This window comes from Lysinibacillus sp. EB106-09-02-XG168 (assembly GCF_058791475.1).
Genome location: NZ_JBYTDN010000003.1, coordinates 842847 through 868244 on the forward strand (window position 1 = coordinate 842847; position 25398 = coordinate 868244).

General features: G+C 35.9%; 22 protein-coding genes. 16 read left to right on the plus strand and 6 right to left on the minus strand.

Going from position 1 to position 25398, the window contains the following annotated elements; genetic code table 11:
- Positions 1–7: 7 nt before the first annotated feature.
- The 3 genes from AC3WSO_RS04935 to AC3WSO_RS04945 all read left to right on the plus strand — a co-directional run bounded on the left by AC3WSO_RS04935 (position 8) and on the right by AC3WSO_RS04945 (position 3704).
- A complete protein-coding gene (locus AC3WSO_RS04935; RefSeq protein ID WP_492529207.1) occupies positions 8–1093 on the plus strand; it encodes an SDR family oxidoreductase in 1086 nt (361 codons plus the stop codon).
- A 387-nt stretch (positions 1094–1480) separates the two neighbouring features.
- On the plus strand, positions 1481–2242 hold the full coding sequence (locus tag AC3WSO_RS04940) for a TerC family protein (protein ID WP_492529209.1): 762 nt from the start codon (positions 1481–1483) through the stop codon (positions 2240–2242).
- A gap of 106 nt (positions 2243–2348) precedes the next feature.
- Positions 2349–3704: a TrkH family potassium uptake protein gene (locus AC3WSO_RS04945; protein ID WP_492529211.1), complete on the plus strand. Its 1356-nt coding sequence runs from the start codon at positions 2349–2351 to the stop codon at positions 3702–3704.
- Positions 3705–4198: 494 nt separating this feature from the next.
- Here AC3WSO_RS04945 and AC3WSO_RS04950 read toward each other — a convergent pair whose 3' ends face one another.
- Positions 4199–5938 (minus strand): B12-binding domain-containing radical SAM protein, encoded by a 1740-nt coding sequence (locus AC3WSO_RS04950; protein ID WP_492529213.1) that lies wholly within the window; start codon positions 5936–5938, stop codon positions 4199–4201.
- Positions 5939–6137: 199 nt separating this feature from the next.
- On the opposite strand from AC3WSO_RS04950, the gene AC3WSO_RS04955 reads away from it, so the two are divergent.
- Together AC3WSO_RS04955 and AC3WSO_RS04960 are read left to right on the plus strand one after the other, a co-directional pair.
- A complete protein-coding gene (locus AC3WSO_RS04955; protein ID WP_492529215.1) occupies positions 6138–7613 on the plus strand; it encodes a PAS domain-containing sensor histidine kinase in 1476 nt (491 codons plus the stop codon).
- Positions 7614–7731: 118 nt separating this feature from the next.
- Positions 7732–8178 (plus strand): MarR family winged helix-turn-helix transcriptional regulator, encoded by a 447-nt coding sequence (locus AC3WSO_RS04960; RefSeq protein WP_492529217.1) that lies wholly within the window; start codon positions 7732–7734, stop codon positions 8176–8178.
- 283 nt (positions 8179–8461) lie between these two features.
- Here the strand turns inward: AC3WSO_RS04960 and AC3WSO_RS04965 are convergent, their stop codons facing one another.
- The 3 genes from AC3WSO_RS04965 to AC3WSO_RS04975 form a co-directional block, all read right to left on the minus strand.
- Entirely contained in the window at positions 8462–9166 is a 705-nt protein-coding gene (locus AC3WSO_RS04965) for a DUF8580 domain-containing lipoprotein (RefSeq protein WP_492529219.1), read from the minus strand.
- A 63-nt stretch (positions 9167–9229) separates the two neighbouring features.
- On the minus strand, positions 9230–9844 hold the full coding sequence (locus tag AC3WSO_RS04970) for a CPBP family intramembrane glutamic endopeptidase (protein WP_492529221.1): 615 nt from the start codon (positions 9842–9844) through the stop codon (positions 9230–9232).
- A 78-nt stretch (positions 9845–9922) separates the two neighbouring features.
- Positions 9923–10114, minus strand: coding sequence for a YkvS family protein (locus AC3WSO_RS04975; protein WP_492529223.1), 192 nt, complete (start codon positions 10112–10114; stop codon positions 9923–9925).
- Between the two features lie 123 nt (positions 10115–10237).
- On the opposite strand from AC3WSO_RS04975, the gene ykzS reads away from it, so the two are divergent.
- The 3 genes from ykzS (at position 10238) to AC3WSO_RS04990 (ending at position 11901) form a co-directional block, all read left to right on the plus strand.
- Positions 10238–10426 (plus strand): protein YkzS, encoded by a 189-nt coding sequence (ykzS, locus tag AC3WSO_RS04980; protein WP_492529225.1) that lies wholly within the window; start codon positions 10238–10240, stop codon positions 10424–10426.
- 92 nt (positions 10427–10518) lie between these two features.
- Positions 10519–10698 carry an aspartyl-phosphate phosphatase Spo0E family protein gene (locus AC3WSO_RS04985; RefSeq protein ID WP_492529227.1) on the plus strand — a complete coding sequence of 60 codons (180 nt, stop codon included), beginning with the start codon at positions 10519–10521 and terminating at the stop codon, positions 10696–10698.
- Positions 10699–11034: 336 nt separating this feature from the next.
- Positions 11035–11901 (plus strand): NAD(P)-dependent oxidoreductase, encoded by an 867-nt coding sequence (locus AC3WSO_RS04990; RefSeq protein WP_492529228.1) that lies wholly within the window; start codon positions 11035–11037, stop codon positions 11899–11901.
- Between the two features lie 119 nt (positions 11902–12020).
- On the opposite strand, the gene AC3WSO_RS04995 is transcribed toward AC3WSO_RS04990, so the two are convergent.
- Complete coding sequence (locus AC3WSO_RS04995) at positions 12021–12413, minus strand: DoxX family protein (protein ID WP_197142234.1); 393 nt, start codon at positions 12411–12413, stop codon at positions 12021–12023.
- Between the two features lie 159 nt (positions 12414–12572).
- Here AC3WSO_RS04995 and AC3WSO_RS05000 point away from each other — a divergent pair, with 159 nt between their 5' ends.
- The 6 genes from AC3WSO_RS05000 (at position 12573) to AC3WSO_RS05025 (ending at position 21985) form a co-directional block, all read left to right on the plus strand.
- On the plus strand, positions 12573–12890 hold the full coding sequence (locus AC3WSO_RS05000; protein ID WP_492529231.1) for a winged helix-turn-helix transcriptional regulator: 318 nt from the start codon (positions 12573–12575) through the stop codon (positions 12888–12890).
- 645 nt (positions 12891–13535) lie between these two features.
- On the plus strand, positions 13536–14864 hold the full coding sequence (locus AC3WSO_RS05005; RefSeq protein WP_492529233.1) for an MFS transporter: 1329 nt from the start codon (positions 13536–13538) through the stop codon (positions 14862–14864).
- Between the two features lie 214 nt (positions 14865–15078).
- A complete protein-coding gene (locus tag AC3WSO_RS05010; RefSeq protein ID WP_079559646.1) occupies positions 15079–15981 on the plus strand; it encodes a chemotaxis protein in 903 nt (300 codons plus the stop codon).
- 272 nt (positions 15982–16253) lie between these two features.
- The gene (locus AC3WSO_RS05015) at positions 16254–17807 is read left to right on the plus strand and encodes a Ppx/GppA phosphatase family protein (protein WP_492529235.1); all 1554 of its coding nucleotides are present in this window, start codon (positions 16254–16256) and stop codon (positions 17805–17807) included.
- Complete coding sequence (locus AC3WSO_RS05020) at positions 17797–19953, plus strand: RNA degradosome polyphosphate kinase (protein WP_492529237.1); 2157 nt, start codon at positions 17797–17799, stop codon at positions 19951–19953. The genes AC3WSO_RS05015 and AC3WSO_RS05020 overlap by 11 nt, the downstream gene beginning before the upstream one ends.
- A 28-nt stretch (positions 19954–19981) precedes the next feature.
- Positions 19982–21985 (plus strand): EAL domain-containing protein, encoded by a 2004-nt coding sequence (locus tag AC3WSO_RS05025; protein ID WP_492529239.1) that lies wholly within the window; start codon positions 19982–19984, stop codon positions 21983–21985.
- Between the two features lie 148 nt (positions 21986–22133).
- On the opposite strand, the gene AC3WSO_RS05030 is transcribed toward AC3WSO_RS05025, so the two are convergent.
- Positions 22134–22748, minus strand: coding sequence for a TetR/AcrR family transcriptional regulator (locus tag AC3WSO_RS05030; RefSeq protein WP_492529241.1), 615 nt, complete (start codon positions 22746–22748; stop codon positions 22134–22136).
- Between the two features lie 217 nt (positions 22749–22965).
- On the opposite strand from AC3WSO_RS05030, the gene AC3WSO_RS05035 reads away from it, so the two are divergent.
- Positions 22966–23859, plus strand: coding sequence for an NAD(P)-dependent oxidoreductase (locus AC3WSO_RS05035; RefSeq protein WP_492529243.1), 894 nt, complete (start codon positions 22966–22968; stop codon positions 23857–23859).
- Between the two features lie 15 nt (positions 23860–23874).
- Positions 23875–25395 (plus strand): CoA-acylating methylmalonate-semialdehyde dehydrogenase, encoded by a 1521-nt coding sequence (locus AC3WSO_RS05040; RefSeq protein WP_492529245.1) that lies wholly within the window; start codon positions 23875–23877, stop codon positions 25393–25395.
- Positions 25396–25398 lie beyond the last annotated feature (3 nt).

Consider the following 25398-nt stretch of genomic DNA (forward strand, 5'->3'; position numbering starts at 1 on the left):
ATGAGAGATGGGGGTTCATTTTTTTACAGGCTTTCCGGGTTTTATTTCAAGTCAATTAATACGAGAGTTATTTCGAAAAAATCAATCACATGAAGTCATTGCCATTGTTTTAGCTGGTGAGTTAATAAAAGCGAATTTAGAAAGAGAACATATTTTAGCAGAGTTTCCTAACTGTTCTATTCGTATTGTAGAGGGAGATATTACATTACCGAATCTCGGTCTAGAAGACCAAGCTGTGCAGGAAATTACACCTCAAATAGAGGTGCTATGGCATCTAGCTGCCATTTATGATTTAGCCGTACCACGCGACATCGCATGGAAGGTAAATGTGCATGGTACGACTATGGTCAATGATTTTGTTCGCACACTTCCGAACGTAAGACGCTATATGTATTTCAGTACAGCGTATGTCGCAGGAATACGTGAAGGTATTTTGAGAGAAAATGAATTAATTCGCCCGCCTGCATTTAAAAACTATTATGAGGAAACAAAGTATGAAGCTGAGCATCGAGTAGAGGATTTGAAATCTGAAATACCGCTGACAATTATTCGACCTGGTATCGTACGCGGACATTCCGAAACAGGAGAAACGATTAAATTCGATGGGCCGTATTTCTTTTTAAATATGGTAGGTAAATTAAAGTGCCTACCTTTTATTCCATACATTGGTCAATCGAAATCAACAATAAATGTAGTGCCAGTGGATTACATTATAAACGCTTCGACTTATCTAGTTGATGAAAAATGTGCTGAAGGGAAAACTTTACATCTAACGGACCCAAATCCGCATCCGGTACAGGAAGTGTATCGGACGATGGTAAAATTATTAACGAACCATTATCCTAAGGGGCGATTACCGCTAACACTAGCAAGACTATCTTTACAAGTCCCACTTCTTCGAAAAAATCTAGGTGTTGAGCAAGAAACTTTAGATTATTTAACTTGGGATGCTAAATTCGATACATCGGAAGCAGTGACTATTTTGAAAAAAGGTAATATTACATGCCCCGACTTTATACAAACTATGCCAAGAATGATTGAATTTTATTTAGCGCATAAAGAAGATAAAAGTTATCAAATTCAAATAAAGTGACTTCAAGTAGTAGTACCCTGTAGCTTAAATCAGAGCCTTCTATTAGATAGTAGGGTAGAATAATTTTGCCACTCATATATGATAGTGCTATAATGTGCTTACAGAAGAAGAACCTTCGACGTTTTGTCAAAGGGGAGTAGCTAACAGATACGAGCGATGTATCTGGATTACATCCGTCATGACATGGTTTTTACCATCGGGTGTGATAAGCGATTTACTCTATGCTTGCGGTATTCATTCCACTAGTAATAGAGAGGTACTGATGAATTGTCAGATATTTATTTGCTTAGCGAGACCTTTGCCTTTTAATAGGGGCAGAGGTCTTTTCTTTTGTACTCGTATAGTAAAACTAATTTGGGTATACAGAGCTTTAGAGGAGGCACATGAATGGAATCAATTGTATTACAATACGGTTGGGTACTTATTGTACTTGTAGTATTAGAAGGGTTATTAGCAGCAGATAATGCAGTAGTAATGGCTGTGATGGTGAAGCATTTACCTCATGAGCAACAAAAAAAGGCACTATTTTATGGATTATTTGGTGCATTAATTTTCCGATTTTCAGCGCTTTTTGTCATTACAGTATTAGTGAATTATTGGCAAATTCAAGCATTGGGAGCAGCTTATTTATTATTCATGTCCGCCAAAAATATATATGATTTGCGTCATAAAAAGGATTCAGAAGAAGAATCTAGTGAAGAAACGAGGAAAAAGGGCTCTGGTTTTTGGATGACAGTGCTTAAGGTAGAGGCAGCGGATATTGCATTTGCTATTGATTCTATGCTTGCTGCAGTTGCCATTGCTGTTACTTTACCGAAAGTAGGAAGCTTTGATATTGGTGGCATCAATGGTGGACAATTTATTGTCATGTTACTCGGAGGGTTTATCGGAGTGATCATGATGCGATTTGCTGCACAATGGTTTGTGAAAATATTAAATGACTACCCTTCACTTGAAACGGCTGCGTTTTTAATTGTAGGTTGGGTAGGCGTGAAGCTTGTTGTGCTGACTTTGTCACATGAGAAGGTGGGCATTTTACCTGCAGAATTCCCACATTCAACTGTGTGGGAGTTAACTTTCTGGATCGTATTAGTGGGCATCGCATTAGTAGGTTATTTAGTAGGAGTTCGTTTTAAAAATAAAGCTTAATATCATTTAGAGGGATAGTCGTAGCTATTCCTCTTTCTTTTTTTAAGTATTTTTCCTATACTAATATCTATCGAGTTTGGCATCATATTAGGAAGGGGTTGTCAACGTGCCCTGGAAAAGATCAAAAAATAGACTTGTTACACCTTTTCAGGTGCTTGTCTCTTATTATTTTATAGCTATAGCGATTTCCTTCCTGTTACTACGGCTACCAGGCGTTCATCAAGAAGGTGTACACGTTTCATTATTAGATAGTTTGTTTACGGCTGTAAGTGCAGTTAGTGTAACGGGTTTAACAACATTCGATATATCTGAAAGCTACACAACATTTGGCCTCGTGATGGTACTTGTCATTTTACAACTTGGCGCAATTGGCATTATGTCACTTGGTACCTTTGTGTGGTTACTAGTTGGGAAAAAAATAGGTATGCGTGAGCGTCAGTTGATAATGATTGACCATAATCAATACAATTTGTCAGGGGTTGTCCAATTAATTCGCGAAATATTGAAAATCTTAATCGGTATTGAAGTGATGGGTGCGTTTATTTTAACGTTGCACTTTACAAACTATTTCGATACTTTCGAAGAAGCGTTGATTCATGGTGTTTTTGCCTCCATTTCTGCTACTACAAATGGTGGTTTTGATATTACGGGCATGAGTTTATTACCGTTTCATAACGATTACTTTGTACAAATAATAACGATGTTATTAATCGTGCTAGGCGCGATAGGCTTCCCAGTATTAATTGAAGTGAAATCTTTTTTACTTCATCGCCATGCAAATTTCCGTTTTAGTTTATTTACAAAAATAACAACCTCCACATATGCCATTTTATTTGTGGTAGGAGCTCTCGTTATTTTATTGCTTGAATCATTCCATTCCTTTAAGGGAATGTCTTGGCATGAAGCGCTGTTTTCTGCAATGTTCCATTCGGTTTCAACACGATCAGCTGGACTGACGACGTACGATGTCACAACCTTTAGTGAAGCGACAGATATTTTTATGAGCTTTTTAATGTTTATTGGTTCTTCGCCAAGTTCAGTTGGTGGAGGGATACGTACAACAACGTTTGCCATGGCTATTCTATTCCTAATTACCTTTTCACGAGGAAGAGAGGATATTCAAGTATTCGGACGTGAAATACATTTAATCGATGTATTCCGCTCGTTTGTTGTTATTTTATTGGCATTCTTTATGGTTTTAGTTGCAACAATTATTTTACTTATTACTGAGCCACACGCATCACTGATTCAAATAATTTTTGAAATTACATCAGCGTTCGGAACGTGTGGGATGTCTTTAGGGATTACCTCTGATCTATCGGCAATTGGTAAAATTATCATTATGATTTTAATGTTCGTGGGTCGTGTCGGTTTAATCTCCTTCCTTTACACTCTTGGTGGTGGTGGTAGAGGCAAAAAATCAAGTTATCACTATCCTAAGGAAAGAGTAATTATTGGGTAAGTACTAGACCATTGATGTGAATGACTCACAACTAAGATTATAAAAAAAGAGCTAATTTAGCTCTTTTTTTATTTCCGTACTATTTTCCAGTTGCCAATAAGTTTATTAAACGAGGATTTTAAAGGTTATCTTAGTAGAAAATCTATTCATAAAGGGGGATTTAGATTGCGTAATTGACAAGAAATTGCCGTCGACACAAAATTGTCGAAAAATTTTAAATTGTTTTATCCTGGTTATTATGACTATTTAATAGGTAATATTTCCAACAAATAGGTATTGATGCATTAATATTTTCGAACTAAACTTTTTTAGGATAATAGTAATACCTCAAAGAACATCCGTTAAATGTAATAAAGCTATGATTATTAATTGCTATAGATTCAATAAAAATGTAATTATATAGATTAGGTTTAAAGGTTGCTGAAAAATTTAAAAGTTTTTAATGTATGAAAAAACGCTAGTCCTAAATTTTTTTAATGGACTAGCGTTTCTTATTATAAAGAGTCGATTGTTGCAAAGTATGGTTCTTGACCGTGACGGAAGTAAGTTAAAAGATAGCCATTTTTTTGTACAATTTTGCCTTTTGAGAAATTCTGGTAATCGATGTAATGCGGAATAATGAGCGTATGTTTAAACAACTCTTTTTCGGATAGATTGAAGTTGGCAAATGGCTCACCTGCGATTGCAGGGTTTTCACGTAATGCCGAATAAAGTGCTTTTTGTTGCTCTTCTGTAGGACGCTCCTTCCACCATAATTTACGCGGCTGGAACTGTTGAGCCATTAAATAATCTAGTTGCATTAGGCTTTGAATGATAGTTAAATCAGCACCCTCAACAGTTTCTAAAAACATTAATAAACGAAGGAATAAATCCTCAAGCTGATGTCCGATACGCGACCAACCTTTAGTTTCCCAATAAGTACCGAAGTTTTGGAAGAAATCAAATGGTGTTTCAAACACTTCAGTTACTAAATATTCAATCGTATGATCCATACGGTGATCGTTCCAGTATTTCTCAAGCACGTCCTCTGCATGTTTAATGCGCACAATATCATCAAATGATAAGACATTATTAGAGAAAATCTCGTAAGGTGACTGGTCCACATACGTATAGCCAAATTTTTCAGCCTCTAGACGAAGGCCTGTACCACGCAGAAGTTTAAGGAATCCAAGCTGTAATTCTTCTGGGCGCATTGCGAAAACGTCATTAAACGTTTGACGGAAGCTTGCATAATCCTCCTCTGGTAAACCAGCGATTAAATCTAAATGCTGATCAATCTTTCCACCTTCTTTGACCATTGTTACTGTACGTGTTAGTTTTTCAAAGTTTTGACGGCGCTTCACGAGAGTATTTGTTAAATCGTTCGTTGATTGAACACCGATTTCAAAACGGAAAAGACCCTTTGGTGCGTTATCATTTAAAAACTGGATAACTTCAGGACGCATAATATCAGCGGTAATTTCAAATTGGAATACAACCCCTGGCTTATGTTCATCGATTAAAAACTGGAACATCTCCATCGCATAGCTGCGGCTTATATTAAATGTACGGTCAACAAATTTAATAGTACGTGCACCGTTGTCCATTAAAAATCGAATATCTTCTTTTATTTTTTCTCGGTTAAAATAACGAACCCCTACTTCAATAGAAGATAAACAAAATTGACAGCTAAATGGACAGCCGCGACTTGTTTCAATATATTGGATTCGTTTGCTTAGATGAGGGAGGTCCTCCTCGAAACGAAATGGACTTGGCAATTCACGTAAATCAATTTTTGGTGCTTGTGCGTGAATTCGTACTTTACCATCTTCTAAGTAGCAAATTCCTGGAACATCCTCCAATGCAATTTCTCCATGCAAATGGCGTAGTAATTGTTTAAAGGAAGTTTCTCCTTCACCCATAACAATAAAATCAACCTCTTCAATTCTACGTAACCAATGGTGCGAATCGTAAGAAACTTCAGGTCCGCCGAGCAAAATTTTAACATTTGGACATACAGTTTTTAACATTTTGATAACGTGGATAGTTTCTTCAATATTCCAAATATAGCAGCTGAATCCTACAATATCAGGGTTTTTTTGGAATAAATCTGATACAATATTAAAAGCAGGATCTTTAATTGTATATTCTGCAATGATCGGATTAAATTCTGGTAAAGCAGCACCTTTTAAATAACGCAGTGCTAAATTTGTGTGAATATACTTTGCGTTTAAAGTAGTTAAAATAGTATTCATGAAATAATCTTCCTTTCAATTTCTAATTGTAACAGTCAAGTAGCTGTCAAACAATATAATCCTTTTTGCCTATTTATTTTGTGAACAGTTCGTGAAATAATTTTAAATACTTAAATTTACTAAATTTTGTAATAATAGAATCGTGCAGTCATAAAGTATAGTAAAGGCTCAAAATTCGATTAAGGGGTTTTTTACTCTATTGAAAGGTTCGGTGAGAAAGTTGAAGCAAAATGATATTAATCAATGTTTTGGAAATCTTATGACAAGTACTTCGTCACCAACACTTATTCTTAATAAAGTAGGTAAAATTTTGAATATGAATGAGGCTGCTATTAAACTGTTTAACCTCAATTCATCGTATATAGGTTATTTAACAATGGACGAGTCTTCAAATTTAAAATGGGCAAAATTCGTTAAACAATTACAAAGTGATTTGAGATCAGAAGAAATCTTCAATATTCAAACAGCTAGTAATGAGTTTGAAATGATGTCTTTCAAATGTTTTTATGATCCGAACACAGAAGAAATCGTTGCACAAATTTCAACATTAAATAATGACATAGCTCATGAACTATATGTTAGCCAAGAGCAAGAGAGATCACAATCTTTCCATGCTTATGATCACTTACCGTACGCTGTTATTATAAGTGACGCTAGCGGGATTATTCTTGGGCTAAATAAGTATGCTGAGATGTATTTGAAAATAGAGAAATCACAACTTCTTCATAAGGCACACCAGCACATCTTTGATACTTTTACACTTAAGAAAGGCCAAATTACTTCATACCTTTCTAAGCTGATGGGTGAAAAGCATGCAAATATTCATGTAGTCGATGAAACGCAAGTTATTACCCCTTGCTATTATGAAATTTCAAGTATCTATGATGAATACAATAATATTATTGTCACAGTCATTAATGATGAAACAGAAAAGAAACAACTTCAACATAAAGTTGAACATCAGCAAGCTTTAAATGTTGTCGGTCAAATGGCCGCAAGTATCGCCCATGAAATCCGTAATCCATTAACTTCTTTAAAGGGCTTTACCGAACTATTAAAGTTAAATGCTGATGAAGAGTCCAGTATGTATTTATCTGTCATCGATAGTGAACTTCAACGGATGGAACAAATTTTATCTGAGCTTTTAGTATTGTCCAAGCCAACAAGTATGAAAGTTGAATTATTAGAGCTAAATAACATTGTGAAGCAAGTGATAGAGTTTATGCTTCCAGATGCACTTATGAAAAATATTATGATTCAATACATTTCTCCTTCTACACAAGTATACATTGGTGGCAATGAAAATCGCTTAAAGCAAGTATTCATGAATCTTATTAAAAATGCGATGGAATCCATGAATAATGGTGGAACGATCACGGTAGAAATGACTGCTGACTGTGCAATTGTTGAATTACAAATTAAAGACGAAGGTGTCGGCATGGACAGTGCTACCCTTCAAAACTTATTCCAGCCTTTTTACACGACGAAATCAGCAGGGACAGGACTAGGCCTTGCTTTCGTGAAAAAGGTGATTGAAGAGCATGAAGGTGTAATAGGTGTGAGTAGCGAATTACAAAAGGGGACATGCTTCCACTTACAATTCCCCGTTTACTCATTTAATCAGGTGGATACGATGGATGTGTCCACGAAAGATTCTGCTTATTTAGTAACATAAACAGAGTCAATTTGTACCGTAAACGACATATGAGACTTAAAATCAAATAATGCTTTTGACAATGCTTTTCTAATATCGCTATAATGGCATGTATAAAGCGAATTGAAAGGAAAAGGATATGACGTCAGAAGATTTAAAGCAATCTTTAAAATTGTATATCGTATTATCACGTGCACATAAAGCAATTAATGAGACAACCCAACATTTTTTTCAAGAGAACGGACTAAATCCTACTGAATTTGCTGTCTTAGAGCTTCTTTATCATAAAGGAAGACAGCCATTACAGCAAATTGGCAATAAAATTTTGCTTGCTAGTGGGTCTATTACGTATGTCATTGATAAACTTGAAAAAAGAGGATATTTAATACGTGTTTCATGTCCGGCAGATCGCCGTGTCACGTATGCAGAAATTACGGACAAAGGTGAAGCATTTATGGCGGAACTATTTCCAAAGCATGAACAGCATTTACATGAATTGATGAGTGTGCTATCTATTGAGGAAAAAGATCAAGCTATCACTTTATTAAAAAAATTAGGACTGTCTATTAAAGACTTGTCTTATTAAAAAGGGTTGTCTCAATGAATTTGAGGCAACTTTTTGTGTTGAACAAAAGGATCATAACTGTTAGGGAGAGAATTTGGAGATTAACGTCATGGAGAAGGGAATGGAGCGAGCGACAAAAGTATCCTGTCCTGCGTAAACGCCCTTGTAAACGCTCCTAGGCGCCCATGGTATCAATCCGACCAATCGGCATGGAAATGAGCCTCACACTATCGTATAAACCGTATTAAAAATAACAAAAAGACTGTAGAGCAAACAAGTTTGTCTACAGTCTTTTTTTGAATCATTATTTTTTAGAAATAGTTGCTGCCATTTTAAACATAGCATCAGTTAAATCTAGTTCTTCGTTATCGTGAATAGTTAATTTAATAATTAAACCATCTTTTTCAAAAACAACGCCGATTACTTTTTCTTTGTCATCAACAAAATTTACCACATAACCTTCAATGTTTTTAATACTCTTAAATGCAGCTAGGTCCTCAGAAGATAAAGCTGATGGTTCACCAACAGCATTCATATAATCTTGCATAGATGTTTTTGCTTCATCATAGCTTGATTGTGAAACATCCTCGATACGCATGAATACTTCATCATTTTCATTAGAAACTAACATGTCTTTACCAGGTTCTTCTTGAGAAAGTGTAAATCCAGGTAGTTGTTGCATTTTATAGCCTTGATCAGCACTTTTCGATTCGCTTGCTGTTTCAGTTTTTTCTTTGCCTTTTTGTACATAGTTAACTTCTTGTTTAGGTGTATTTGAACTATCTGTAGTGTCTTTTTTGTCTGTAGTATCTTTATCTGTCTCATTTGATGTAGGCGTTTCTTCTGAGTCATTAGTTTTATCCTCAGCTGATGGTTTCTGCTGTTGTTCAGTATTTGATGGCTCATTTTTTTGAACATCAGAATCCTCTGTTTTATCAGAAGTATTACATCCTACGACTAAAATGGCTGTTAGTAATAATGCAGGTAGAGAAATTAATTTTTTTTGCATGAAAAGCCCTCCTTTTATTATTAAACGTTAGTAAAGAGAAAATGTTTCCAAATTTTAATGCTATTATGTTAAAGGTAACACTAAAAATAAGAGTAGTACAAAGACTACATGGGATACAATAACAAGTGGCATACTCTTACGCCATTCATATAACAAGCCCCAAATAATGCTGGTTACAAGTGCAGCAATCATACCAAGCATAAAGCCGCTTATTGCAATAGAGATTGCACTTAAAATCGCTGTTACAATGACTGCTAAAGTAGGTCTCATAAAGCGTTTCAGCTGTTGTTGAACATAGCCACGCCAAAAGAGCTCTTCACCAATAGCAACAATGAATACAAGTAATATATAGTGCCAAATAGTCTGTGGTCCATAATTTGCTAAAAACTTTTGTACTGATTGTACCAATGAACCATTAATATGTGGTGCTAACCAGTAGCCAAAGCGTATAATACCGTATGTTATTGTACCGTATCCAATACCGAAAAGTAAAAATTTCCATGTCGGTAACTGATCTTCAATTTTACCAGTTAAAATGGCAATGGCAATACATACAAGTAAAGTAAATGCATATAGATACCAAAATACAGCTTGGTTAGCAAAGGTAAAAGCAAGCATGCCATAAACGAATAATAAAGAAAGGAGCCATATTATTGTTTGTTTCGAATTTGTAAGCATTATTCGACCTCCATGCTTTTAATTTTATCAAAAAAAAAGTCCCTTATCATCTATAAAGACAAATAGGGACTATTCAGACTATTGAGCTTCATTTGTATATAAAATTTTGTAACGTTTATGGTTGACGACCGTCTTTTCTTCAACTTCAAGGGAATCGAAATTCTCCATGTATGTTAAATCAACGATCACCGAATTTTCATTTACTTTTTCGACTATACCTTGTAAGCCGTCTTTAAACTCGATAATATTTCCAACTTCAGCTATTTTCACAGACAGTCAGCTCCTTCATCGACTAATAATATACAGTTTGCATGAAAAAATGGAAAACGTAAAGCCTTTTTTGAATAATTCATAATTAATTACACAGAATGCTAAAAAGAGAGGAATAGAAAAATGGAAAAATACGAAAATATGCTTAAACAATTACAAAATGGGGAATTAAAAAGTATAGAGATAGAAAAGGAACAATTTTATGAGTTCCGAGAAGTACTAGTAAAACATCCTTTATTTAAACATTTTAGAGGTGAGGCCAAACAAAATGGACGCGTAATTTATACTTATCAAGAAACTCCAAGAAGCTGATTTGTCGAACATTGTCGTAAGTTAATGCTGTAAGAAATGAAATATAAATGTATAATAATGGTATGATTATTTGTGTGTGGAGGGTTATATGAATGGTCAATCTACTCTTGAAACAAATGGAACAAACTCGTGAGATGATGATTCGCTCAGGTGTAGAGAACGGGTTACAAAATGCGAAAACCATTCAACTGAGTCGCAGATTAGATCAGTTAATGAATACTTATTATAGACAGACAACATTTGAAGAAGAAGAAGAGCGTCAAGAAGGTTGAAAGAATGTTCCAGTATTCAGAGTATAAAACTTTTTAAATAATATAGTTTAAAAAGCATTTGGTGGGGAATACTTATTTTGAACACAGCAACATTCTCATTTCCCCTTTAGAGCAGTGATACCCCATCTACTGCTCTCTTTTTTTTGCCTTCATTACGCCAAGGTGAAATTGATTTACTCGTATATATGCAGTGTCTAAAGTTTTTAGGACAAGTTAATAATAGAAGTTTGAATTATCACACTTATTCAACTACACTTATAGATAAGAATAAGTGCTAACGGTTGATCAATTTTAGATAGATCAATCATTGCCTTGATCACAAAGGAGTATGTACATATGGGAAAAGAAGGTATTGCATTTGTCGGCACAGGCGTAATGGGTGCGAGTATTATTAAACATTTATTAAATAATGGTCATGAGGTAACAGTTTTTACACGCACAAAGGAGAAAGCGGAGCCACTTTTGGCGTTAGGTGCAACTTGGGCAAGTACACCAGCAGAAGCATTTAAACATAAGGAAATTGCCTTTACGATGGTTGGATACCCTGCGGACGTAGAAGAAGTTTATTTTGGAGATAACGGTTTATTTCAATCAGCTGAATCTGGCAATGTCGTTATTGATATGACCACTTCTGAGCCAACATTGGCAAAGGAAATTTTCGAACGTGCTCAAAAACTTGGAGTAGAAGCGCTGGATGCACCTGTTTCTGGTGGAGATATTGGCGCCCAAAATGGGACATTATCAATTATGGTTGGAGGTACACAAGCTACTTTCAATAAAGTATTACCAATTATGAAACATTTCGGTGAAAATATTGTTTATCAAGGAGAAGCTGGTGCAGGGCAGCATGCTAAAATGTGTAATCAAATCGTTATTGCATCTGGAATGATTGGTGTGTGTGAATCACTTGCTTACGGTTTAAAGGCTGGACTTGATTTACCGACACTACTGCAATCCATTTCGTCTGGTGCAGCAGGTTCTTGGTCGTTAAGTAATTTAGCCCCGCGTATGATTAAAAAAGATTACGAACCAGGCTTTTATATTAAGCATTTTGTAAAGGATATGAAAATAGCATTAGATGAATCTAAAAAAATGGGGATTACATTACCAGGTCTAACACTAGCTTATGATATGTATGAAAGGCTAATAGAAGAGGGCTATAGTGAAAACGGTACTCAGGCACTTTTAAAGGCCTATCAATAAAGGTTCACCCACTAGAAACTGAAGAATATAAAATTTTATAAAACCCGAAGTATCAATCTTAGATACTTCGGGTTTTATATTAAAGTAGCTCACTCAGAAAAAAGTTAACTACGGCAGCATTACTCTTTATCAAAAAGTTTTGCGTCTAAAGAAAAACTAGATGCCCCTGCAAGTGCAAAGTATAAAGCCATTGCCGCTAAAGCTAAATCCAATTCATATCCAGCTAAGCCGTTTTCCCCGATAAAGCCAACGCTAAGCTTCGCTGTAAAAATGGCAACGATCATTGTTACTGTCAATAAAGCGCCGATAAGTCTTGTACCTAAGCCTAAAATAATGGCTACACCACCGACTAGTTCTATAATGGCAACAATATAAGCCATGAAGCCTGGAATACCAATGGCATCAAAATAATCAGCTGTGAAGCCGATACCTCCCTGAAACTTTTGGAAACCGTGAGTTGCAAAAATAATGCCAAGCACCACACGTAAAATAGTTGAACCGATATTTTGCATAGTTAAAATAAACTCCTTTTGTTTTTTAGCTTACATTTCGTAACTTAGTTTATTTTTAAAAACAACTTTTGTCAAGTAACTAAATTTTATTTTTAAAAATGATTTTCGAAAAAATGATATACTCTTATATAAGAACAAAATACTTTGGAGGCAGGAAAATTGGATCAAAAAAAAATTTGTCCACGATTTGAAAAAGCACTAAAAATATTAAATCATAGCTGGAATACCCTGCTTATTTATCAATTATTAGAAGGTCCCCAACGATACTCAACGATAAAAAATAAAGTGGGTATTAGCAGTCGTGTGTTAACGGAAAGATTAAAAGAGTTAGAGATTGAGAACATTGTGGAGCGTACAGTTATTCCATCAACACCAGTAGTGATTGAATACAAGCTAACAGAAAAAGGACATGCACTTGCACCGATCCTTAAAGCAATTGAGCAATGGTCTTATATGTGGATGAATATAGAAGAATAGTAAAAAGGATATCCAAGCGAGGGGGCTTGGATATCCTTTTAGTGTTGTTGGGAAATGGTAAGGAAATTAAAGGGGATTTCCTTTAAAAAAGTATGGCTCTCTTTTTCATAGCGAGGGGTTGATTTCCGTTCCAGCTGGGTGCTTTCCTGGGGGCGCCCGATGCGTTGCTCGCTCCAGGTTCTCATCTGTGACGCTGATCCCCAAGGAGTCACCCAGCCTCCACTCCACTCAACCACTGCACATAGCATGTGTGAAAATACAGTGCTAACTTACCGACATAAGCTACAAAGCGAAGTATGTGGCTCGATTCTTCCCAGAATAAAGCGAGTAGATGGATAGACATCTTATTTTTGGACAATAGTTTTTCAATAACAGTAATATCCAAGCGAGGTGGGCTTGGATATTTTTTATTATGAAGGTAAAGAAGTTACTGTTTCACTTTCACTTATAAAAGTACTAAAGTCATTGTTTAATAAGTAAATCTTAAGTTGCTCGCAGCTAAGGCGAGGATTCGTTCATTTTAGTGTGTTAGTTAAATAAAAATACATGTATATTGTAAATAGTGTTAATTTTCATTAAATAAAAGGTATTTTTTATTACATGAGGGAATTTATTTAATAATATAGAGAATGGGAGGAGGGTTTTATGAAGCGGAATTCAACAGTAGACGTTCAGCATCGGAGTCAGTTAGCACTTTATTTATCTTTGCCAATTTTGTCGTGGGCGTTTTATGATTTTGCGAATACAATATTTTCTTCAAATATTAATACGATATTTTTCCCATTTTATATGGATGAGGTTTTAGGAACGAATGAGGTAATGCAGCAGGTGGCAAGCACGTTTATTTCTTATGCGAATGCGATTGCTAGCCTTTTCCTCGTTCTTTTTTCGCCACTTTTTGGAGTTTGGATTGATCAAACAGGCTATAAAAAGAGATTCATAGTATGGTTTGCATCTATTTCCATCTTCTTTACTTTTATGATGGGGATTTTTGCGAATTTACAGACACCAACAAATTTTTCAGGTGTGCCACTTAGTTTGTTCTTAGTTGTAGCTAGTTTTATCATCGCAAAATTTTTCTTTAATTCCAGTTTAGTATTTTATGATTCCATGATGGGAGATTTAGGGACAAAAGAGGAAATGCCCCTTATTTCTGGCTATGGGGTAGCGATTGGGTACCTTGGTACAATTTTGGGATTACTGGTTTATTTGTACGTAGGAAACAGTGATTTTCATCGAGCATTTATTCCGACTGCCATTTTATATTTATTATTTTCTTTGCCATTATTTTTTATTAATAAAGATACACCGATACCAGCGTCTCAACGAAAGCCTATTAAATTTTTAGATGGGTATAAGGAAATTGTTCAAACCTTTAAGGATATGAAGCAATATAAAGCTATTTTCACCTTTATGATTGCTTATTTCTTTTTAAATGATGCAATTGCAACAACCATTGCAATGATGGCTGTATATGCAACAACAATCGTAGGTTTTACTTCAGGTCAATTTATCGTGCTGTATTTAGTGTCTACGGTATCAACTATTATTGGTTCTTTTGCATTTGGTTATATTACAAAAGCAATCGGAGCCAAACGCGCGATAACTATGGTGGCAATATTAATGATAATTGCTTTAGCATTTGCTGTTTTTGCGACTGAGCAATGGATGTTCTGGCTTGCAGGTAGTATGTTTGGCGTATCGCTAGGATCCATGTGGGTAACATCTAGAACATATATTATTGAATTGTCTCCAGAAGAAAAACGAGGTCAGTTTTTTGGCTTATTTGCATTTTCGGGTAAAGTATCCTCCATTATCGGGCCAGCAGTCTACGGAACCGTTACGTTATGGATGAAAGATTACGGAACGCTAGCGAGTCGTGTTGCGTTATCGACATTAATTGTGATGACGATAATTGGCCTATTGATACATTTAAAAGTCAATGGCTCAAAAGTTGGAGTTGATATTAGATAAAATATATACGCATTCCATGTATATCGGGCCGAGCACTTTCCTGATGACGTTTGATGAGCCATTTGGCTGTTTGTTTTCTGTATGGAAATCAACCCGTGTTATGGGTGGCGAGCCAAGTTAATGATAAAGTTGGAAAAAGCAAGTAGGAGAAATGTATCGCCTATGATACAATTGAATTATAAATAGAAGTTGGATAGAAAGGAGCGGGGTTGCTTTGGAACATAAAGGTATATTATTAGAAAGTGGCACAAATGAGCTAGAAATTGTTGAATTTGAAGTAGCTAATAATAAATTTGGTATTAACGTTATTAAAGTAAAAGAAATTATTCAACCGATTCCAGTAACATTTATTCCACACGCGCACCCGCATGTAGAAGGGATCATTCAATTACGAGGTGAGGTTTTACCAGTAGTTGATATGCTCCGAGTATTAGGTATTCAAAGTCAAGAGCGTAGTTCTCAGCAAAAATATATTGTAGCTGAGTTTAATAAACAGCGTGTAGTATTTCATGTAGATAATGTAACACAGATTCACCGTATCTCATGGAATCAAATTGAGAAGCCTTCTGATATGTATCAGGGAGGAACATCACAAGTTATTGGTGTTATTAAGCAAAACGAGCAAATGATTTTATTGCTTGATTTCGAGAGAATTATGGTAGACATAAATCCAGACTCTGGTATTAGTGTAGATGCCGTTAAAAAGCTTGGTAAACGTGAGCGTTCTGAAAAACGAATTTTAATTGCGGAAGATTCACCATTACTTCGTAAGCTCTTATTCGATACTATGAATGAAGCGGGTTATGAGAATGTTGAATTCTTTGAAAACGGCCATGATGCTTATGAATACCTCCAAGCTATCGTTAAAAGTGGTAGCGATGTAGCTGAGCATATTCAATTAGTTGTGACGGACATTGAAATGCCACAAATGGATGGGCATCATTTAACGCGTAAAATAAAGGAGCATCCAGATCTCCAAAAGCTTCCTGTCATTATTTTCTCAAGCTTAATTACGGATGATCTTCGTCATAAAGGTGACCAAGTAGGTGCAGAGGATCAAATTAGTAAGCCAGAAATTACGGAGCTTATTTTACGAATCGACCAACTTATCATATAAAATAAAATTAAAGTTGGAAAAGGTACTTCACAATATTAATAATGGGTATCCTGAAAGAATATTAATAATGTAAGAAAGTCGGATGCCTCTTTTAGGCTCCGGCTTTTTTGTATAGATACATGAGGCTAGGGGAAATTAATATACAACCGGAAATGCAAACCATTAGTCGACGAAAAAGAGGAGAGCACCCGAATATTCGAGTACCTATGCGGTTCACCTCTATATTTGATGTAGATCTATTAATACTATGCATGCGCTAAGGAAGTGATTATTTGAATGAATTAAAAACCGCTATTATCGATATTGGCTCAAACACCGTTCGCTTAGTATTGTATCGATATGAGAAAGAAGAGGGACTTCGTGAGATTGGAAATATTAAAACGGTTGCACGTTTACGTACATATTTACAGCCCTCCGGTGAAATGTCTGAAGAAGGTATAAAAGTATTAACAGAAACATTATTGACTTATAAAGCAATACTTGATGATTATGAAGTGACTGATGTTAAAGCTGCTGCAACAGCTGCAATCCGTCAGGCAACTAATAGAGAAGAAATACTGACTTTAATGAAAAAACAGACAGGCATTCAAATAGAGCTTTTAACTGAAGAAGAAGAGGCATATTATGGCTTTGTTGCAGTGGCGCATTCTATAGGCACAATGTCTGCTGTAACGATAGATATTGGTGGCGGTAGTACTGAAATAACGCTATTTGAAAATAAAGTACTACTGCAATCTCATAGTTTCCCGTTTGGTACAGTTTCTTTAAAGCAACGTTTCGTAAAGGGCGAGATTATGAATGGTAGTGAAAAAAAGGAACTTATTGCTTTTGTGAAGGAACAGTTCAAATCACTTTCATGGATTCAGAATATCGGTTTACCGATTATTGCTATTGGCGGTAGTGCTCGAAATATCGCCCAAATTCATCAACAAAAACATGCATATCCAATCGCAAGTGTACATGGCTACGAAATGACGCAGGGCAATTTAGATGAGCTCAGTGTATGTTTAAATAATTTAAGCTTTCATGATTTGAAACAGTTAGATGGGCTTTCGACAGATCGTGCGGATATCATCGTTCCTGCATTAGAGGTTTTTAATGTGTTAATGGAAATTGTCGGAAGTGAATTATTCCAGATAACAAAAAAAGGTTTGCGAGAAGGGCTCGTTATACAGCGTATTTTACAAACAGATAAAAGTGCGTTTGATAAATACAATGTGTTTGAGGGAAACGCTAAAAGATTTGCTCGTCAGTATGGTCGTTCTGAAGAAGAAGCGGACTATTTGGGGTATTTAACGAATCAATTGTACCGTGAATGTTGCCACTTTGGTTATTTACAACATCATCCAAAAGATTTGCACTTATTGGCGAAAGCGGCGAGGGTGTTTAATATTGGGGAGTATATTGAGTTAAGTTCGGCTAGTCAGCATACTTTTTATTTAATTGCGAACCAATCTATCGATGGGTTAAGTCATAAGGAACGTGTAAAATTAGCACTTTTAGCTTCGTATAAAAATAAAGATTATTATCAGCGATTCGCTGCTCCGTTTACAGAATGGATGAGTCGTGAGGAGTATCGCAAAATACGAGACTTTGGTGCTTTTTTGAAATTTGTCTATGCGTTAAATGTGTCTAAACGAACAATAGTTAAAACTATAAAGATGCAAACAAAAGAAGATTATGTACAGCTTAGCATCTATGTGAAAAATAATGCGGCCGCTGAAAAATACCAAGCAAACCGACAAAAAAAACATCTAGAACGCGCACTAAAGATACCGATAAAAATAAACTTTGTGGAAGTAGGGTTGAACAATTATGACAACTGAAATTACGAATAATCAGTTAAATGAAAAGGAATCAACAGAAATACAAGGTCGATTACTAGAGGAAATCGCTAAACCGCAATACTATAACAACCGTGAATTAAGCTGGCTTGCCTTTAATGAACGAGTTTTAGAGGAAGCAGAGGATATCGATAATCCTCTGCTAGAACGATTGAAGTTTTTAGCAATTTTTAGTTCGAATTTAGATGAATTTTTCATGGTGCGAGTTGCAGGTCTACAGGATCAAGTGCGTGCAGGTTTCCATAAACCCGAAAATAAGTCAGGCTTAACACCAAAAGAGCAATTAGCGAAAATTGCAGAACGAACTCAGGCATTAGTGCGTCGACAAACTGAAGTTTATAGACACTTAATATATGATTTATTACCACAGCATAATGTACATATCGCAGACATGAAAGACTTAAATAGTGCACAGAAAGCATTTGTCAATGAAATGTTTGCAGAAACAATCTTCCCTGTTTTAACACCTGTAGCTGTAGATGCGTACCGTCCTTTCCCGACTTTGCTTGGTAAAACATTAAATTTACTTGTTTTATTAGAGCAAGATGAAGCGGACATAGAGAATCATGAAAAGGTAGCAATTGTACAAGTTCCATCTGTTTTAGATCGTTATATTAAAGTACCATCAGCAGACGGAGAGACAGTTATTGTCTTATTAGAAGACGTGATTGTAGCGCATATCGAAAAGCTCTTTTATGGTTACAGTGTCAAATCAGCACAGGCTTTTCGTTTGACACGTAATGCCGATTTAACGATTCATGAAGAAGGTGCAAGAGATTTACTTGTAGAAATCGAAAAAGAGCTGAAAAAACGTAAATGGGGTGTAGGTAGTCGTCTCGAAGTTCGTGAGGGCGAGATGAGTGAGGAAGTTCTAACATACTTACTAGATGAATTTGAAATTGAAGAAACGGATGTTTTCCATATAGATGGACCGCTAGATTTAACATTTATGTTCTCTTTTGTAAAAGGAATATCTGTTGGTCGAGAACATTTAGAATATGAAAGCTTTATCCCACAGCCACCATTAGATTTGCAATCGGATGAAAATATTTTTGAAAAAGCGCTGCAACAAGATATTTTCTTCCATCATCCATTTGAATCGTTTGCGCCAATTGTAGACTTTATTGCAGAAGCGGCAGTTAATCCGAACGTTTTAGCGATCAAACAAACTTTATATCGTGTAAGTGGTAATTCACCCATTATACAAGCCTTAAAGCTTGCAGCAGAAAATGGTAAACAGGTAACAGTCTTAGTTGAATTAAAAGCACGTTTTGATGAAGAAAATAATGTGCTTTGGGCAAAGCAACTTGAGCAAGCTGGCTGCCTTGTTATTTACGGCATGAATAACTTAAAGACACATTCGAAAATAACGCTTGTTGTAAGTCGTCGTAATGGAAAAATTGAGCGCTTTGTTCATCTTGGGACAGGAAATTATAATGATGCAACTGCAAAAATTTATACAGATATGGGTATCATAACGACAGATAAGGAATTTGGCATTGATGCCACTAACTTCTTTAACTATTTAAGTGGCTATACAGAGAAACCAACTTTTAATCATTTAGTTGTGGCCCCGTTTGATATTCGAGATGAATTTATCCGCTTAATGGATGAGGAAATTGCCTGTCATAAGAAGCATGGTAATGGTTTTATTCGAGCTAAAATGAATTCACTAACGGACAAAGACTTAATGATGAAGCTATATGAGGCATCGATTGCAGGTGTAAAAGTAGAGCTGATCATTCGTGGTATTTGTTGCATTAGACCAGGCATCCCTGGAATTAGTGAAAACATAACAGTAACGAGCATTGTTGGTCGTTTCCTCGAGCATTCGCGTATTTATTGGTTTCATCATAATGGGGAAAATAAAGTATATTTGTCTTCGGCAGATATGATGACTCGTAATATGATTAAACGTGTGGAAATTTTATTCCCAGTATATGCAAGCGAAGCCAAAGCTCGTATTATTAACATTATGAATACGCAACTTGAGGATACAGCAAAAGCTCGTATTCAAGACTCTAATGGAAAATATCATTATAAAGAATTTGATCGTGGTGAAGATCCAATTAATAGTCAGGAAATTTTCCTAAAGGATGCACTAAAACCTACGCTAGACGAAGAATAAGCAAACACGCTACTTAGTGAGGGATATAATGAAAAAATATAAAGAGAATGTAGCGCAATTTGCAGACTATCATCAAATCATACAACTTAATCCATTTGATGCGGTCGTATGTTTGAGAAAAGTGGATACAAAAGCGTTTGAAGTCGTTAATTATAACGATAAATTACCGTCATTTTTGAAGCTACAAGATGTGAAAGCTACCAACGCTGAACAATTTTTTACGGAGCAATGCTGGCTACAATTATCGAATATAGTGCAACAACAATTAAATCTAGAGCAAAGGCTAGAAGTATGTACGGAGCACATAGTAAAAACATTGGCTGTTCGTGTACAGCACTTAGGAAATTCAGTTGTAGCAGTTATTCTACGTGAGAAGAAAATTGAAGTAGAACCTTATTTGCAATTTGTGGAACAGCACGTATGTCCGGTGTTAACAACTGATTTACAAGGTCGCATTATTCATCAAAACGTTGCTGCCACTTCTCAGTTGTTAAAAGAACAACAAAGCTTGATCGGACAAAATATTTTTTCATTATTAGAGAGTAAGTATATCGACGAATTCAAATTATTATTTGCAAAAACTATTGAGGGCTCAGCATTTGGTATGCCAGAATGCTTGTTTAAACAACAACTGTTAAGTAAAGAACCATTTTATTTACGAACACATCCAACATACTTTAATGGTGAAATTATAGGTGTACATTTGTTTGTAAAAGACGCAACCTCATTTATGAATGATCATCAAGCCTTTTATTACCTAGCGTTAATGGATGAATTAACGGGCATTTGGAATCGTAAGGCTTTAAAGGAACAGTGGATTCAGCATTTAAATGATAAAAAACAAAATAAGCAAGTAGCTATTATTTTGATGGATATTAATCGTTTTAAAAAATTTAATGAGTCCCTTGGTGAAAGTAAGGGAGATGAACTTATACGATTGTTTAGTCAAAGACTTCGTGAGCTCTGTCACGCCAAATGCTCGTTTTATCGTTATAATAGCGATGAATTTATTTTTGTTCTAAAAGATGCAACCGTCAACAAAATTGAACAGACGGCCAATGCTATTTTAGATGCATTAAAACAGCCATTCATGATTGATGGGCAGGAATATTTTATAAGCGTGTCGATTGGTATCTCCCTTAGTCCAGCGGATGGCAAAGATTTAGAAACACTTATACGTAAAGCAGATAAAGCATTATTTTCTGTAAAAGATCATGGTCGTTCACACTACCGTTACTATCGTGAAGATACGACAACTATTTTTCCAAATGAGGCACTAATGGAGGCGCATTTACGTCGTGCTATCGAATTTAACGAATTAAGTATTCATTTACAGCCACAAATGGATTTAACGAATAACAGTATTAATAGCTTTGAGGCATTATTACGATGGAATAACCGGAAATTTGGCTTTGTGTCTCCTGCACAGTTTATACCCATTGCAGAGGCATCGGGCTTAATCATTGAAATCGGTGATTGGATTATTGACGAGGTGTGTCGCTATCAAAAAGAGTGGCAGATGAGTGGCTATCGACCAGTACGAGTTGCTATCAATATTTCGCCAAAACAATTTAGAAAAGAAAACTTTGCTCGGAAAATTAAAGCGGCTCTGAAAAAATATAATGTGCCACCTGAATTATTAGAGGTGGAAATTACCGAAAGCTCCATGACGAATGTCCATGAAACATTTTCAATTTTAACCGAATTGAAGCAGCTAGGTGTTTATGTTTCCGTTGATGATTTTGGAACGGGCTATTCATCTTTAAGCTATTTAAAACGTTATCCTATAGATATTATAAAAATTGACCAATCGTTTATAGCGGATATAACTAAAGATGATAAAAATGAGGCCATTATTAAAGCCATTATATCAATGTCCCATAATTTAGGGTTGGAGGTCGTAGCTGAAGGAATCGAGGAACTATCACAGGTCGATTTTCTAAAACGTCACCAATGCCAAAAAGGACAAGGCTATTTATATAACAAGCCATTACCCGTAGAAACCATTGTTAATAAATATTTTGTTAGCTAAAGCCAACAAATAAAGTAGCACTTCATCTATTCTGATGAAGTGCTACTTTATTGTAGAGCTTTGTGAAGACCGAGTGAATAGAGATCCAATACAACCTGATCAGAAAATGACTTCACCCGAGCTCTCTATGCAACCCCTTCTAAGTTGGCTATTTATTTCCTGCTTTCAATCCATCTAAAACAATAGCTGTAAATTGCGCCATCTCCACAGATAAATTGAAGTCTTCATTATGAATTAGCCAATCATAGACATTTGCACGCATACAACGCTGAATGATAGCCTGCGCTTGAGTAACCTGCAAATCTTGACGAAATTCTCCAAGACGAATGCCATCCTCTAAATAAGTATTAATTATTTGGAATATTTTTCTTTGTGGACTAATTAAATAATGATCTTGTTCCACTTGACTTGTCATCGCAGCAGTATAAACAGTACGCAATAAATCCTTTCCCACAACGTTCGTTAAATACTTCATTTGCTCTTGATAAAGCGTTAAAATTTTTTCGCTTGCTGGTAAAGAAGAGTCGATATTTTTTTCTGCATTGCTATAAAAACTATCGAGTTCCTTAAATTTTTCTAAAATAACATCGTACTTAGATGGGAAATAAGTGTAAAACGTTCCCTTCGATACATTGCATGCTTTCGTAATTTGTTCAATGGATACATGCTCATATCCATGTTTATTAAATAAATCTAAAGATGTTTTAAGTAATTTTTCCCGTGTTTCTAATGCCTTTTTTTGACGGCTCGTTAGTGGATTCATGTTCTCATATTCCTCCGAAATAAGTATATTAAGAAGTCTCCTTAAAAAATCTGAAAATATAAAATATTTTGATTGACGTAATGGATTTGGTTTGATTATCATTTAATTGACTGGGGTCAATGACTGCGGTTAATTAATATTTTGTTATTAATGTTAAGACAAAAGAGTAGAGTTGGCTAGTGTTTCTCGGATTTTCAAGGAGCAGGGGAGGTCAATAATGACGGAGAAATTAGGTTTTATCGGCTTAGGCAATATGGGGTTACCGATGTCAGTAAATTTATTAAAGGCTGGCTATAAGGTTTATGGTTTTGATATTAATTCGCAAGCAATCGAGCAATTTAAAAAAGAAGGTGGAGTTGGACTTGCAACAGCAAAGGAAGTTGCTGAGCAAAGTGATATTATCATGACTAGCTTGCCGACACCACAAGTAGTAGAACTAGTATATAGATCTGAACAAGGTATATTGCACCATGCTAAGAAAGGAAGTTTATTAATAGACTTTAGTACGGTGAATCCCGAATTAAATGATTCCTTACATAAGGATGCACAATCATTGGGATTAAGTTATCTTGGGGCACCTGTTAGTGGAGGCGTTATAGGTGCTATTAATGCAACACTTACGATAATGGTTGGTGGTAAAGAGGAGGATTATCAAACTGGGTCTGAAATTTTCCGAATAGTAGGGAAAAACATTTACCATCTTGGTACGACTCCAAGTGTAGGTACACGTATAAAATTACTCAATAATTTAATGATTGGATTCTATACAGAAGCAGTCGCTGAAACAATCGTGCTTGGTGAAAAGATGGGGATCCATGCAGATACGCTGTATGACGTATTAAGTAATAGTTATGGTCAAAGCCGTATTTATGAACGTAATTATTTGGAATACATGAAAAACGACAGCTATCAGCCAGGTTTTTCTACAAATCTATTACTAAAAGATTTGAAGCTTGCGAAAAATATGGCAGATGAAGCAGGGGTACCACTTCGAATCGGGGAAAAATTAGTGGATCTTTATAGTGATATTTCTCAGCAGGGCTATGGAGAAGATGATATGTCTGCCACTTATTTAAGTTCAAAAGAAAAATGTAAAATTGAACAATCTTAAAGGAGGACTAAAAATATGACAACAGCACAAGAGGTTAAAACTTTAACACACTTTATTGATGGAGAACTGGTAGAAGGGAAAAGTGGACGTTTCGGTTCAGTATTTAATCCAACGACGGGTGAGGTAATTGCAAAGGTACCACTTGCAACTGTAGAAGAAACGCGGGAGGCTATTGATAAAGCACAGGCTGCGTTTCCACAATGGAGAGATACGTCAGTAGCAAAACGTGCTGAGATTGTATTAAAGTTCCGTAATCTTATTACTGAAAATATAGAGGAACTTCTACAAGTTATTTGTACAGAGAGCGGTAAAACAATTGAGGATGCGAAAGGTGAAATTACACGTGGTTTGGAGTCTGTTGACTTAGCTATTAGTGCACCTCATTTAATGAAGGGGGAGTATTCTGTCAACGTCGGTGGTCAGATTAATGCTTACTCTGCAAAGTATCCATTAGGTGTAGTAGCGGCTATTTCGCCATTTAACTTCCCAATCATGGTGCCTTTAGCACAAACAAGTATGGCAATTGCTGTTGGCAATGCAGTTATTTTAAAAGCATCTGAGCGTGTTCCTATGACTGCCTTATATGTGAGCGAGCTTTGGAAAAAAGCTGGGTTACCAGATGGTATTTGGACGGTAGTAAACGGGGATAAAGATGCAGTGAATGAACTATTAGAGAACCCGATTGTACAAGCAATTTCATTTGTAGGATCAACACCAGTTGCCCAATATATTTATGAAACAGGCTCAAAATACGGTAAACGTGTTACAGCTCTTGGTGGAGGGAAAAACAATATGGTTGTGATGCCTGATGCAGATCTTGATCAGGTAGCAAATGCATTTATCGGAGCAGCTTATGGGGCGGCCTCTCAACGTTGTATGGCCATTTCCACGATTATGCCTGTTGGCAAGGATACAGCAGATCGTCTTATTGAAATCTTAAAGGAGAAAATCTCTAACTTGAAGGTAGGTTCCTATACAGATCCAGAGACAGATTTTGGGCCTGTCATTTCACAGCAATCGAAGGAAGCGATTATTGCTGCTATCGAACGAGGTGAGTCTGAAGGTGCGACAGTTATTTGTGATGGTCGTGAACTTGATATTGTCAAAGAGTCAAAAGGATTCTTTGTAGGGCCAACATTGCTAGATAACGTAAAACCAGGCATGGAAATTTACGAACAAGAAATATTCGGTCCAGCTCGAAATGTTGTACGTGTTGATTCATTAGATGAAGCCATCCAACTTATTAATAAGCATGAGCTTGGAAATGGAGTAACAATCTTTACGAATGACGGTTTAGCAGCTCGTAAATTTACAACAGAAATCGATGTTGGGATGGTTGGCGTGAATGTACCAATTCCTATTCCAGTTGGTTACCATAACTTTGCAGGATTTAAAGGCTCTCGTTTTGGTGAAGGGCATATGTTTGGTCCCGATCAGGCACGCTTCTTTACAAAAACAAAAACAATATCAGAGCGTTGGATGACAGGTCAAGTATCGACAGCATCTACGTTTGCATTCCCAAGCAATAACGACTAATAA